Origin of the sequence: Brevibacillus sp. HB1.4B, from assembly GCF_013284285.1 — a bacterium.
Taxonomy (GTDB): Bacteria; Bacillota; Bacilli; order Brevibacillales; family Brevibacillaceae; genus Brevibacillus; species Brevibacillus porteri.
On sequence record NZ_JABSUT010000008.1, the window covers coordinates 168,642 to 182,814 of the forward strand.

The 14,173-nt window shown below is 49.1% G+C and carries 11 protein-coding genes; 1 reads left to right on the forward strand and 10 read right to left on the reverse strand.

What is annotated here, in order from left to right:
• Positions 1-54: 54 nt before the first annotated feature.
• The 8 genes from HP398_RS19870 to HP398_RS19905 form a co-directional block, all read right to left on the reverse strand.
• Positions 55-1,641 (reverse strand): DUF4179 domain-containing protein, encoded by a 1,587-nt coding sequence (locus HP398_RS19870; RefSeq protein WP_173623456.1) that lies wholly within the window; start codon positions 1,639-1,641, stop codon positions 55-57.
• Positions 1,628-2,185 carry an RNA polymerase sigma factor gene (locus HP398_RS19875; protein WP_017246698.1) on the reverse strand — a complete coding sequence of 186 codons (558 nt, stop codon included), beginning with the start codon at positions 2,183-2,185 and terminating at the stop codon, positions 1,628-1,630. The genes HP398_RS19870 and HP398_RS19875 overlap by 14 nt, the downstream gene beginning before the upstream one ends.
• 182 nt (positions 2,186-2,367) lie before the next feature.
• Positions 2,368-6,264 carry a metallophosphoesterase gene (locus HP398_RS19880; protein ID WP_173623457.1) on the reverse strand — a complete coding sequence of 1,299 codons (3,897 nt, stop codon included), beginning with the start codon at positions 6,262-6,264 and terminating at the stop codon, positions 2,368-2,370.
• A gap of 52 nt (positions 6,265-6,316) precedes the next feature.
• Positions 6,317-6,658, reverse strand: coding sequence for a DMT family transporter (locus tag HP398_RS19885; protein WP_017246700.1), 342 nt, complete (start codon positions 6,656-6,658; stop codon positions 6,317-6,319).
• The gene (locus HP398_RS19890) at positions 6,651-7,433 is read right to left on the reverse strand and encodes an HAD family hydrolase (protein WP_173623458.1); all 783 of its coding nucleotides are present in this window, start codon (positions 7,431-7,433) and stop codon (positions 6,651-6,653) included. The genes HP398_RS19885 and HP398_RS19890 overlap by 8 nt, the downstream gene beginning before the upstream one ends.
• A 40-nt stretch (positions 7,434-7,473) precedes the next feature.
• Positions 7,474-9,174, reverse strand: coding sequence for a putative 2-aminoethylphosphonate ABC transporter permease subunit (locus HP398_RS19895; RefSeq protein ID WP_069849990.1), 1,701 nt, complete (start codon positions 9,172-9,174; stop codon positions 7,474-7,476).
• 14 nt (positions 9,175-9,188) lie between these two features.
• Positions 9,189-10,220 carry an ABC transporter ATP-binding protein gene (locus HP398_RS19900; RefSeq protein WP_173623459.1) on the reverse strand — a complete coding sequence of 344 codons (1,032 nt, stop codon included), beginning with the start codon at positions 10,218-10,220 and terminating at the stop codon, positions 9,189-9,191.
• 20 nt (positions 10,221-10,240) lie between these two features.
• Positions 10,241-11,332, reverse strand: coding sequence for a putative 2-aminoethylphosphonate ABC transporter substrate-binding protein (locus HP398_RS19905; RefSeq protein WP_173623460.1), 1,092 nt, complete (start codon positions 11,330-11,332; stop codon positions 10,241-10,243).
• A 243-nt stretch (positions 11,333-11,575) separates the two neighbouring features.
• On the opposite strand from HP398_RS19905, the gene HP398_RS19910 reads away from it, so the two are divergent.
• Complete coding sequence (locus tag HP398_RS19910; RefSeq protein WP_017246705.1) at positions 11,576-12,121, forward strand: GbsR/MarR family transcriptional regulator; 546 nt, start codon at positions 11,576-11,578, stop codon at positions 12,119-12,121.
• 50 nt (positions 12,122-12,171) lie between these two features.
• Here HP398_RS19910 and HP398_RS19915 read toward each other — a convergent pair whose 3' ends face one another.
• Positions 12,172-13,155 (reverse strand): FecCD family ABC transporter permease, encoded by a 984-nt coding sequence (locus tag HP398_RS19915; protein WP_017246706.1) that lies wholly within the window; start codon positions 13,153-13,155, stop codon positions 12,172-12,174.
• Positions 13,152-14,162: a FecCD family ABC transporter permease gene (locus HP398_RS19920; protein WP_017246707.1), complete on the reverse strand. Its 1,011-nt coding sequence runs from the start codon at positions 14,160-14,162 to the stop codon at positions 13,152-13,154. The genes HP398_RS19915 and HP398_RS19920 overlap by 4 nt, the downstream gene beginning before the upstream one ends.
• Positions 14,163-14,173: the final 11 nt, after the last annotated feature.

The window sequence follows — 14,173 nt, forward strand, 5'->3', positions numbered from 1 at the left end:
TGAGCTGTCAGTAGTATCATGAGCTGCTGCACGCCAATTTATGAAGGACAATCTTCAACGCGCTGGACTCACCATATCAAAGCTCCAATCCACATTTTCATACCTTTTTACTAGCTGACTGGCCGTGATCGTTACCGGTTGATTTTCCCTTCCTTTCGGGAAATCGCGGATCGTGATCGTTCTTGCTTGGGGACGATCTTTTTCCGTAGAAGGATCTTCCAGCTCCATTTTAACGACGCCCAATCCGATTGCATCGACTCCACGGTATTCATAGGTGTCGGGATGATAGGTGAACTCTGCCTTTACGATACCGACGTATCCGGATGTGCCGGGATCTGGATTAGGCTCGGGCGCGATGCGAAACGACTTTAAGACAAACGTATTTCCCTCATTCGTGAAGGTTAGAGGCTGTTTGTTGAGGTCAGCAGGCGTAAAAGTCAGGAGCAGATCGGATGGTTCTGCCTTCTCGATGTAGACAGTACGATACGTCAGTTTTTTGTTTGGTTCAATCGGTCCATAAAACTCGCCATCTGCCCCGTTCGTATCCATCACAACCTTGCCTTTCTCATCGACGATTTCCCACATGACTGTCGCATTCTCCCCAAAGAAATCCCATAGCTCTTGGGCGGTAACCTTATCCCGGTAGAGCGAATTGTAGACTTTTACCCCTGCTTGCACTCTCGACTCCATGCGGGCAAGCTCTTGCTCATTCATTTTGGACGAGAGAATCAGTTTCGATTCCATCGGTGTCAGCACCAGTCGGTCAGCCACTAGGATAAATCCTTGCGGCGAGGTATACGTCTTCTTGAGTGGAATCGTTTGGGTTGCCGACTTGCTTTTTTCCAGTGAGACAGGAACCTTCAAGTGCCAGCTTCCGTAAGTCTGCTTGACCTTCTCTTCTTCCTCTTTTGAAGCTTCATCTTGCAGGTCCACTCTGTTTACTTTCAGGTTGAGAATCAAATCGTTCGGTATATTTTCAGGGAGATACAAGGTCTCAAAGCCGTAGGAATGCTGTACCTGGGTTCCGATGTACTTCCCGTTTTGGTCTGACAGGAAAATCCGGTTATCCTTGTTTTCAAACTCAATCGAAGCTTCCAGCTCTTGATTTTGTTCGGTAAAAAACCGAATCGACACGTACATTTTTACTGGATCGACCAGAATCTCATCTACCAACATAGTAATGCCTTGATCGGTTACCTTTTGATTCACTTTTTGAGAAAAGCCTAGATCGCCTCCGCGCTGCATTTCCGCGATAAACGACTCGGAAAAAATCGATGTGACATAGTGCGCAAGCGTAGGAGATGAGACGACACCCACTGTCAGGGCAAGCAACAGTATGGCGGCAGTAAGACCTGCCCTTTGCCATAGACGACTGCCTGTCCATTTTTTTCGGCGCATCGGTCCTTGTTGTTGCTCTTCTACCTGTAAAATTTCCCCCATGACTTTTTCGGTGAAATGATCCGAGGCAGATACGATCGGCCAAGGTTTACTCAAGTCGGCATCCACTTCGTCGACTTCCTGAAGCAGCATGGACTGACAATGTTCACAACCAGCGATATGGTCCTGAAGCTCTCTTCCTTCTTCATATGAAAGCTCTCGGTCGACTTGATTGATCAGCCTAACACAATCAGCACATTTCATGAAGCTCCCCCCTTTTCCCCATGAGTTCACGTAGCTTTTTCTTTGCGCGGTACAAGTGAACCTGCACGGTTGTCACCGGCACTTGCATCGTCTCAGCAATTTCTTGATAACTCAGCTCTTCAAAATACCGCAGCGTAAGTACGATCCGGTAATGGGAAGCGAGCTCTTCCATGACAGCGAATAGTTCGTTTTGTTTTTCAAGCGCCAGATAAAATGACTCCGGGTTTTCTTCGCAGGTAAGAGCCGTATTGGACTCTTGTAAAGGTACGCTCGGATGCTTCTCGGCCCTCCGCCACGCTTGCAGACAACAATTGATTGCGATTTTGTTTAACCAAGCTGAAAACGGACGGCTCGCATCGTATTGCTGCAAGCATTTATACGCATTAACGAAAGCTGACTGTGCGAAATCTTCTGCATCCTCTGGGGAATTGCCCATCCTCACGAGTAGCGAGCACACCCTGTTTTTGTACTTGTTCACAAGGTGGGCAAAGGCATGCGGGTCGCCTCCCAAGACTTGCTTCACCCACTCTTGATCATCCTCCATGAACTGTCGCTCCCTTCTATTTCTATCACCAGACATTCCGTTCACTTATACTGTCCAGCAATCATTCTACCTTTACTATGAAAAGATCGGTTTTTTTCTTACAAGGGTTGGATAAATATTTTCAGGACAGAAAAAAAAGCCCAACCATCACTGGTCAGGCTCTTCCTAGTAAATCAGTAACTTTATTTTCTCACTTTCAACTTGTACTCGCTCGTATGACCATCGTTCTCAGCAACAATCGTCAGCGTGGTTTTTTCTGGTGCATCCTCATGGACGGTTACCAGACCATCCTCGCTAATCACCGCATATTCTTCCTCCACTACACGGTAAGTAGTTCCTGTGCTTTCCTTGGTCATATCTCGTCCACTGCGGTCTGTCATGTTCGCCCATACGATCATTTGAACAGTATCACCAGGCTTCACTGAACTCTTTTTGGTGGATAGATTGATACTTTTGATTTCCGCAATGGAGAAAGTCACTTTGGTCGATTTTTCTCCGTTTGTCACCTTGACTGTAAATTTCTTGCCAGGTCGTGCATCCTCGGAAACCTCAATCAAGCCGTTTTCATCAACAGTGACGCTATCGTTGTCAGATTCATAAACCGTTCCGCTCTCGCCATCGGTCAGATCCTGTTTGTTGCGGTTCGAGAACGATCCTGTTACTTGAAGCTGGAGATTCTCTCCTGGCAACAGTGTTGCCTTGCTTGGCGTAACTTTCACGCTTTGCAGACCTGCACTCGCTACCATGTAGATGCCCGGTTTTTCGATATCAAAGCTTGCGCGGTCCCCCGTTTTGATAACCTCTACTGTTTTTCCTTTGGAAGTCTTGAGGCTACTCCATTCTTTCTCCGCTTCATCATAATGATGAGCCGTCAAATATTTATCCTTTTTCTCGTAAGGCAGAATCATGCGGACAGTCTCGCTGTCAAAGCGTTTCCATTCCTTGTTGTCTGCTTTCAGGCGAACTTCGTACATATCGCTGGCATTGCCCGATTTCGAAGGCTTTTTGATGTCGTCCAGCTTCGAGATCTCAGCGTGGATATCCTCACCGTCATGCTCTTCGAGAAGCTCGCTGGACAGCCACACACCTGCGTCTTCCTTGTTCACCAAGGCAACATTGATTTGTTTTTGTGCCAATGCATCGACGATATCACCACTTAGTGTCATCGAAGATTTTTCTTCTTCCTCCGATTTTTTCGCTGCACGCACTTCATGACGAGCGCCGTCCATGCGAATCTCGATTGTCTTCTCCAATCCAAACAGCGATGCTTGCTTGTCCAGTGCTGTCTCGATGGACTCTACTGCTTGGGCAAAACGTTCGATCTGAGCGACTACCTTCTCCGTATTTTCGCTATCGTCTGCTTCGATCGTGCTGACTTGTGTCAAAAGTTCAGCGATTGGTTCTTTCAGCTTTTTCACCCATTTTTCAGAGAGATCGTCTTTATCCAGCTTGGCAATCGTCGTCTCTGCTACATGAGCCATGACTTTTACTGCTTGCTCCCATTGTTCTTGATCGTTTTTCTCGATCTCACCTACAACTGGCAAGAAAGCATCCTTCAACAGGGAATAGGTCTGTTCTAACACCTGATCCTCATCGACGATATCCTCTTTCCACTTGGAAACCATCGCGGCCAACACGGTATCCGTTGCATCGGAGACCAAAGCAAGATGCGTAGAATCACTGAGCTTGTCGTCCTTGATCAGCTTGGACAATTGCTTGATCGCATTCTCGGCTTGCTTCTCTACTACATCCTCATCTGTAGCGTTCTTAATGGCATCAGCAGCAGCACGATTGGCTTGGCGCAACTGCTCATCTGGCGTGAGTACAGGTGGATCTACCGGTGGTGTGACTGGCGGTACTTCGGTAAACGCGTCCTTCAGTGCTGTTTGCGCAAAGTCCACTGACTCTGTGTCCTTTTGCTTGGAGAAAGCGAGAATGTTCGTCGCGCCATTCGGGATCGCCGTACCATTCGGCATCGCGTAGATGACCTTATCGCCTGTCTTGGCTACAGATGCGATCGCTGACTGACCGGACAGCTTGCCCTCGTCGTTCCCCCAGTAGAGTACATACTCGTCAATGTTCGCTTCATTTGCCGCAGGAGTGATCGTGACGTCCCCGCCAATCACACCCTTATTTGTGTCGGCATCGGTAAAGGATACTGCCTGTGGTGCCTGTGCCTGCGTTTCATCGACAATCGTAAAGGTCACGCGGCCAAGCTCCAAATTATCGTTATCTGTGCGATACTCTGCTTCCCCGACATAAATCGCATCGTATTTGCCCGGAGCGAGCTTCAAATCCTTGAATGAGACCGTTCCATTTGGTTGCTTCACGCCGCTCGTTTTTTGCTGAGCGATTGCTTTTACATTTTTGCCCAACTTCGTGCCTGTAGGGAAAATACCGATCCAGTCTTCTCTTACCGAACTCGTGTAGGCCACTTCAATCGCTTCTGACGACAGGTACTTCTCCTTCACCATCTGAACCGTAGGATTGCTCAAGGTCAGATCTGGATCGGTAGAAGGGTCTACCACTGGAATTTTCTTGGATAGATCAATTTCATATTGTGCATTGGCGATCCACGTGTCGTTTTTAAAATCTCTGCCTTTTACCAGGACTTTATCCTTGTAAACTTCCACGAAAAAGCCTTGGCTTCCGTCCTTGCCTGTATTGGCATCTGTCCACAGATAAGAGGTAGCACCCGCATTAAACATCGTGGCGTATTTGGCGTTGTACATCGTATCCTTCGCACCCAACTCCCAGTGTGTATGTCCACTGAACAGGAAAGCTCCAGGATGCTTCGCCAGGATCGTTTTCAATTCTGTATCTTGTCTGACACCGTACCAGTAATTGCTTTTGAGATAGCCATCATTGGCACCGGCTACCGTGTTCTTCAACGGTTGGTGATGGAAAATGAACGTCGGCTTGCCCCCAGACTCAGCCAGCTTCTCATCCAGCCATTTCAACTGCGTTTCAGACAGGTAGGAATAGTCTTTCAGCCCTTTTTCCGTGCCAAGGAAAATGAACTGGTAGCCGTTGATCCACTCACTGTAGTAGCTGGACTTCATGTTGGTGTACTTGTGGAACAGCTCGGAAAACTGCGTCCAGTCCCCCCAGCGAACGTCGTGGTTCCCTTGCACAAAATAGGTTTCCGGGAGTTGGTCCTTGTACATGTTAAAAATCCGGGCCAGCTCCATGTATTGCGCTTCGGTTCCGTTCTCGGTATTGTCCCCGATAGTCATGAGTCCGTCACTGTCCGGATTCAGCGCAACCATATCTTTGAAAGCATCTTCGAGGTTTTTATTATGAACGTGATCCTTGCTGGTTTGCACATGCATGTCGGTGATGACTTCAAAGCTGACCAATGGCTTCTCTTTCACCATTCCTGGGATCGTAAACTCTGCGCTCGCAGTCGTTTCACCCGCAGCTGAATCCGAGTAAGCGAGGAGCTTCGTCGCACCTTTTGGAATGACCGTGTTAGCTGGGATTGTATAGGTCGCATACGTTTCACCTGGCGTAGTTGGAGGCTGCACTTGTGCGATGATCGGCTCTCCTGGCAGCTTTCCGACATCATTTCCCCAGTACAGATTGTAATGAGCCACATTCGCAGGATCGGCAGGGATTTTGATTTTCACATCGCCTGCGATCTGGTCTGCATCGTCATCCGTATCGACAAAAGTAATACCCGCAGGAGGATTCAAGGTAATGATCGAAAAAGGAGCTCGCTGAAAAATGTTGTAGCCGTCATTTTGCATGTACAGCGCCTCGTACTCACCTGCTGGCAATGACTTTGTAAAGCTCATCGCACCATTCGGCTGACCGTTTGCACTCGTATATTGCCAAGCGAGAGAAGGATTGCTGCCCTGTGGAATGGCACCTGCTTTATACAGTCCGATCCAATCCTTCAAGGAAGCTCCTGTATACGACAAGGAAACCGGTTGACCATACAAATAGGTTTGCTTGTCCATCGTGACAGTTTGCGCTCCTGCTGCCTGAACACCTTGGATCATAAAAGGTTGAGTCATTCCCATGAAGGCAACCGTAACACCCAGTACCATCGACATCGTTTTGTTTATCACTTTCATAATAAACGCGCACCTCATTTCGATCAGATTGATAGAGTCCGACTGATGATTTTTACACGACCTTGCTGCTGACTTTCAGACCAATGACACCAATCACAATGAGTGACATCCAGAGCATTTGCTGTAGATTGATCATTTCTTTGAATAAGAAAATACCGACGAATGTAATGAGAACAATCCCGACACCAGACCAGATCGCATAAGCGACACCGACCTGTATATAGCTGAGTGCGAAATTAAGTAGAGTAAAGCTGGCACCGTACAACAGAAACATCAGAATGGATGGCCACAGCTTGGTAAAGCCCGCAGATAGTTTCATCGAAGTCGTACCTGCTAGCTCCAACAAAATAGCGAATGCGAGGAGAACCCACCCCCACCCGATCCCCTCATTCATGCCGTGATGCCTCCACCTTCATCTGTGCGTAGGAGGAAATCACTGCTTCTGCTTTCTCCAGGATTTGAATCCGGTCAGACGAGTCTTCCTTGCTCACAATGCCAATCGTCACGGAAACCCCTGCACTTTTCCCCATGCGTATGTCGCCGCTCGTATCGCCGATGACAGCGACTTCTCTCGGCTTCAAGCCCAATTGGGTACAAGCTTTTACCACCATGTCGGGATAAGGCTTGCCACGCTCTACCTGATCATTCCCGATAATGACTGGAAAATAAGAGCGAATGCCCATCCATTCCATATGCTTGATCGCTTCCTCTGTTTCGTCTGCGGTGACAATCCCCATAAACATTCCGTGGTCGCGACATTGTTCGAGGAACGGGATCAGCCCCGGAATGGGATAGGCAGGACGAGTCTGCTCCATATCCTGATAAGCTCGCTCCTTGCACTCTCTAGCGAGTCTCATTGATTCTCCCCACGATAGTCCCTGACGATAACCTTGCCATGCCAGGATCGCAAGCAAATCACCAGTCGAGCCCATCGCTAACGGACCATTGATGCTGTAGTCGCATACGTGCCCGTCTTCGTCGTGAACAGTCCCCCACAGCTCTGCGAGAGGAGCGATCTGGGCCGGCTGTGGAAGCTGGCTGGAAAAATGACGATGGACGGATTCGCTCCAGTACCCCCAGAGCCGCACAAACTCCAGCAAAGTACCATCCTTATCGAACAAAATCGCTTTGACCGTATATCTCTTGTTGTTAACAAGTAAGTCGGGCATCTTTTTCCCACCTGCATTCCATTTTGAATCGGATTTGACTTTACTCTTTCGTCCTGACGAGAAGCGCATCCGTTCTTTTCTGAATCTTGCCTGCCATCCACATGATCGCGGTACGTACCAACAGATTCGCCACAATGATTAACGTAGACATCGCAGCAGCTTGCGCGATATCACCTGAGTCCTCCTTATTCACAATCGCAACCGCAGCCGGTTTCAGGTCCGGTGCATACAAGAAAATAATGGCCGAGACCGTCACCATGCTGTTGATGAAATAGTAGAGGAACACTTCCAGAATCGTCGGCAATGACAGCGGAACTGTCACCCGCAGCAATGTCCGATACCAGGGCACATTCATCGATTCCGATGCAGCCTCGAACTCACTATCCAGCTTCTTCAGACCGGACGTCATCGTCAGGAAAGAAACCGAGTAGAAGTGAACGATGTTACACAAAATGACGATCCAAATCGTGCCGTAAATGCCATGCAGCGGTTGATTCGGATTGTTGAAAAAGAATACGTAGATCAAACCGAGCACGAGTCCTGGCAATGCAAGCGGCAGCATGGACAGAAAATACGCTGACTGACGCAGCAGACGATGCCCGCGTGACTTCTCGATGAGATATGCGAACAAAAAAGTAGCGACTGTACCAATCAATGCCGTCGCAAACGCGATAAGCAAGCTCGTCACAAACGGTCCTTCCCCATCCAAAAAGTCTTCGTAGTGTGTAAAGGAAATGGACAGATTGTACGGCCACACTTTTACAAGGGAGCCGTAAATAGCAACCAGGATGATGCTAATAATCACAGCGGACACGGCGGAGCAAAGCACGTAGAACAACCCATCCCGCAGTTTGTTGCGTTCAATTCGGTAAGGGGTGGACTTCGCACTCAACCAACCGCTCTGTTTACGCTGGGAGATGCGATCGATCACAAATGAAATGACGGCTGGTATCAACAGCAACACCCCAACGGCCGCACCCATTTGCATGTTTTGTTGCCCAATAACCTGCTTGTACAAATCTGTCGCCAGCACGTTGTACTGCCCGCCGACCACTTTGGGAGCACCGAAGTCGGTAAAGGTCAAGACGAAGCAGACAAAAATGGCACTGATCAGCGCAAACCTCGTACCTGGTACCGTGACCGTCCAAAATGTGCGCCACTTGGACGCCCCGAGCGTTTCTGCCGCTTCATACATCCGGTAATCTGCACTTGCGAGTGCCACCGACAGCATCAGAAACGCCTGCGGAAACGTATAGAGTACTTCCGCCATCACAATCCCGATAGGCCCGTAGAGCTCCATACGGAATTCCGGCAGCAGCCCAAAAAATCCGGTAGAAATCAGCCCTTGATTGCCAAACAGGTAGGTCAGCGCCAAGCCGTGCAGCATAGAGGGGGCGAATAGTGGCAAGAGTGCAACAGACCGATAAAACCATTTGCCACGAATCGCGCTTCTCTCCAGTGCGTAAGCAAATCCGAAGCCCAGCGTAACGGCAATGATCGTCGTGACTGTCGACACCTTAATGGAGTTCCACAATGACATCACGAGAGCCGGCGTCGAGAAGTAATTGGCAAAGTGCATAAGCCCAATAAAGTTCCCGTCCTGATCCGTAACTGCCTTGATCACCAGCTCACCAAGCGGCAGCAGGATGGCAAACAACAGCGCGATGGTCATGCAGACGATGATCGCGTTTTGGCTCCATTGGTTGGCATCAGGGCGTATTCGTTTTAACCAGGTGTCCATATCGTATGCGCTCCTTAGCCAACAGCCAGGTCTGCCGTATCATCAAAACGGATGACATGCTCTGGCGGCAGAGTGAAGGCAATTTTTTGATCCGGCCAAACATGATGAGACACCATAGCATGTGCCGGGACATCAATCGTGACAAACTGTTGCAACAAAGTACCTTGTGGACCGATTAACTCTGCCACAATCCGATAATGCGTACCGCGATATTCCAGCTCGCGCACGATTCCTTGTCTGCCTTTTTCATGCCCGTCACGCAGCAACTGAACATGCTCCGGACGGATGGCGAGCATAGCCTGTTCCGAGTGCTTATCCGACTGGATAAAGCTGATGGCTCCGATAAAATCAGCGACAAATGGCGTTTTGGGACGCTCGTACACTTCTTTTGGCGTACCGACCTGAATGATGCGCGACTGGTTCATAACCACGATGCGGTCCGCCATCGTCAACGCTTCCTCCTGATCGTGCGTTACCATAATCGTCGTCATCCCGAATTGATGATGGAGCCGACGAATTTCGTTTCGGAGTTTGGCGCGAACCTTGGCGTCCAGCGCAGATAATGGCTCGTCCAAGAGCAAGCAGTCCGGCGAAAACGCCAAGGCCCTCGCCAGTGCTACCCGCTGCTGCTGCCCTCCTGATAATTGGGCCGGGACTTTGTTGCGGTGTTCTCCCAGCTCAACCAGATGAAGCATTTCCTCTACCCGATCAGCAATTTGTGCCTTGGAGAAGCGATTACGCAATCCGTAAGCAATGTTTTCACTGACCGTCAAATTCGGAAACAAAGCGTACGATTGAAACATCATGCCAAAATTCCGTTTCCCTGCTGGCAGCGAGGTAATGTCTTTCCCGGCAATGACGACGCTCCCTTGATCCGCTTTTTCCAGTCCTGCGAGGATGCGCAACAACGTTGTTTTACCGCAGCCGCTCGGTCCGAGCAGACAGATGAATTCATTCTTGGCAATGTCCAGTTGAATGTCCTGAAGCGCTGTGTGCTTCCCAAATCGCTTGGCGAGATTGCGTAATGACAAATAGCCTTGCTCCATCACAAATGCTCCTTTATTCTTTACTTTTTCGGTTCAGCCTTGGAGCCGTACTTCTGCTCCCACTCTTTCAGAATGCCTTCGCGGTCTCTTGCTGCTTGATACAAGTCCAGCTTGGTCAGCTGCGATACCGGATCTTGTTTGTAGCCTTCCGGAATTTGACTTCCTTCTTGCTTGATGCTCAAAATCGCGTAGTTTTTGTTGTATTCCTTCATCGGCTCATCACTGATCGCCCAGTCGAGGAACAATTTTGCTTCTGGCTTGATGTCTTTTTTCTTTACGAGCGCGCTCGCTTCCATATCCCAGCCCGAGCCTTCTTTCGGGAACACGACTTCGACTGGAGCTCCTTTTTTCTGTTCCTGGATGCCGCTGTATCCATAAGAGATACCGATTGGCGCTTCACCAGCGGACGCCATCTTCGCCGGCTTGGAGCCAGAGTGCGTGTAGACCATCATGTTTTCATGCAGCTTGTCCATATATGCCCAAGCCTTGTCTTTGCCGTACAACTGATGCAGGGCGTTGACGGTCAAGTAGCCTGTTCCAGAAGAAGCAGGGTGAGGCATCGCGATTAAGCCCTTGTATTCTGGTTTGACCAAATCTTCGTACGACTGTGGGATGGGTAGATTGCGCTTTTCCATCTCTGCTTTGTTAACAATAATGGCTGTCTCCCAAATATCCATGCCTACCCATTTCGGCGGGTTGGCCTTGTCCTTGAATTCAGGCAGTACACGATCTACGCCCTTGGGAGCATATGACTCCAACATTTCCATATCGTCCATCACCAAAAGACTGGTGGCAGCCAGACCCCAGATTACGTCGGCTTGCGGATTGTCCTTCTCGGCAATCAGCTTGGCTGTCATGATACCAGTGGAGTCACGAACGATGTTTACTTTGATATCCGGATACTGCTCTTTGAAAGAAGTCAGATACGTCTTGATCTGTTCATCTTCAATTGCCGTGTACACATTGATCTCTCCAGATGCGTTAGACACAGCAGTCTCTGAACCGGTTTGCCCACTGCTTGATGCTGTTCCCTCTGTCTTCGGTGCTCCGCAGCCTGCCAACAAACTCGTAACGACCAACGTTGCTGCCATCACATTCCACTTGATTTTCACTGTGATTCTCCTTTTCTGAAAGAAAGTATCGGATAAAAACCATATGTGTTCAAAAATTATTGTACATTCGCATTGTGTTTCGCCCATGAAACCACTGTTAATTGAGCATTAAGATTACGTAAATGCTCATAACAATAGCTTTATCACCGTGTTGAAAGAATTTTTGCTATAATGGAAGTATCATACAAAAAGAATTGAACGAAATAATGATGACGGTGGCACGAGAGGGAAGTGAATATTCGCATGTCTTTGAACGAGGAAAATGTACGAGAAGAAAAACGCCTCCATATTCGTAAACAAATGATTGAAGCCATAGCGGAAACAATGGACTTGTATGGCGCTACTCATTCCTCGGGTCAGCTTTACGGTGTTATGTTCTTCGAGAATCGCCCAATGACGCTCGACGAGATGAAAACACAGATGAACATGAGCAAAAGCAACATGAGCTATGCAGTGAGATCCTTAATGGAATCCCGCATGGTCAAAAAACTCGAGGAAAAGCAGGAACGAAAAGAGCTGTATGCGGCGGAGACCAACTTCTTCACAGCGTTTCAAAACTTCTTCACATACAAGCTGCAGCGTGAAGTCGATGTGATGACCGGTGCCATCGACCAGGCAATGCCTGAATTAACCGAGCTGATCCTTCAGGAAAGTACCTCTGATGAGGAACGAAAGCTCGCCCTCCAAGATTTGCACAAGCTCCGACATGCAAAAAAGTATTACGAATGGTTACAAAATTTTGTGTATACCTTGGAACAAGGTGATTTTTTCGAAGAAGAGCCCGAATAGAAAAAAGCCATCTTTCTCTCCAAAGCTAGAGGAAAAGATGGCTTTACTTTTTACTTTTTCTTCTCTTGACGCACCAAATACAAGAAGTACGGAACACCGATGACCGCCGTCACAATACCCGCGGGAATCTCGATCGGAGGATTCAGCCCTCTCCCCAATGCATCTGCAATCACGAGAATCAACGCTCCCAAAACCGCCGCACCTGGCAACAGATAACGATGCTGATGACCAAATAGCTTTCTCGCCATATGTGGCGCAATCAATCCCACAAAGCCGATCGAGCCAATCGCCGCTACACATGCGCCTGCCAATGCAACCGCGAGCAGCAAAAGCATATAGCGTGTTCGCACGACATTCAGTCCCAGCCCGGTAGAGCTACCTTCATCTAGACTGATAATGTCCAGCTTTCGGTGCAGGGCAAGGCTAATGGGAATGAATACGAGCAGCCACGGCAGCAAAGCGTAAATTTCATCCCAGCCTTTCCCCCACAAGCTCCCTGCCAGCCAGACAAGTGAATCATTGGCTTGCATCGGATACTTCACCATGATGAATTCCGTCAACGCTTGGCAGATCGCCCCTACTCCCATGCCGACCAAGGCAAATGTAGTTGGCTGTGCACCGCTTTTCCGAGTGAAATAAATGAGGGCAATCGCTACCGCCAGTGCTCCCAAAAACGCGACAATCGGGAGAAGAAGTGGTGAAGCGGTCGGAAACAGAATGATGACAACTACCGCGAACAAGCCCGCGCCTTTGGTTACACCTATGACATCCGGTGATGCCAGAGGGTTACGGATCATTCCTTGCAAAATCACACCAGCGATCGCGAAGCCCGCTCCAGCAAGAATCGCGAGCAACGCCCGCGGCAATCGATAGTTTTCAATCATAAACGTAAGCGACGAAGATTCGCCCATGATCACCCGAATGATTTGATCAGGGCCGATAAAGATAGGGCCGATCCCCATGCTAAGCAATGCTGCCACTAAGACTAAAGCAACGAGGCCAATCAGGAGTAGGGTGTTTTTTCGCGACGTCATACCATTTCCCTCCCCTTTTTTCTCGCCAAGTAAAGAAAGAACGGGGTTCCCAGGAGAGCCGTTACAATTCCTACAGGAGACTCAAACGGATAGGAAATCAAGCGAGCCAGTACATCGGAGATTGTCACCAGGACAGCACCACCAAGCGCAGACACAGGGATAACGACCCGATAGTCCGTACCCACGAGCCTCCTTGCGATATGTGGAACCATCAGTCCGACGAATCCGACAGCTCCGGCGACAGCAACAGAGGCGCCTGCCAAAATAACGACCACAACATAAGATAGCAGTCGGACGCGGGCGATTTTTTGTCCCAACCCCATCGCGACTTCCTCCCCCAGTCGAAACACAGACAAAGAGCCGGACAGCCAGATCGCCAGCAGGAGTCCCGCCATCGACCACGGCAAAATCAATTGCACATCCGTCCAAGCCGCTCCGCTAATGGAGCCAGACAACCAGTACAATACATTCGATATGTGTTCGTTAAAGATGATAATTCCCTTCGTAATGGAGGTGAGCAGCAGGTGGATGGCCATTCCTACCAAAGCGATCTTGAGATTGGTCATCCCACGGGAAGCTGCGAATCCAAAGACAACAAGTCCCCCGACAATCGCTCCAGCAAATGCAAAATAGATGAGATTGGCTTTCCCGATATCCGGTAAAAACACAATCGCGAGTACGACCACCAAACAAGCCCCCGCATTCACGCCAAATACTTGCGGAGATGCGAGCGGATTGCGGGTAACGGCCTGCATCACCGCTCCTGCCACAGCCAAATTCGCCCCGATGATGGCTCCCAGTATGGCTCTCGGAACCCGGATGGTTTGGAATATCAAGAGCTCCTTGGAGTATTCACCCGATAGCCAATGCGTCACTAACGATCGAATTTGCAGCGAAGCTACTCCGGTAAACAAGCTCAGCAACAAACCAATGAGCAAGAGGATTGCCAAGCCGATCGCAATGAGGACAAAGGTACCTTTTCGTTGTCGTGTCGTTGTTTTCTGCAATACAAGCCACC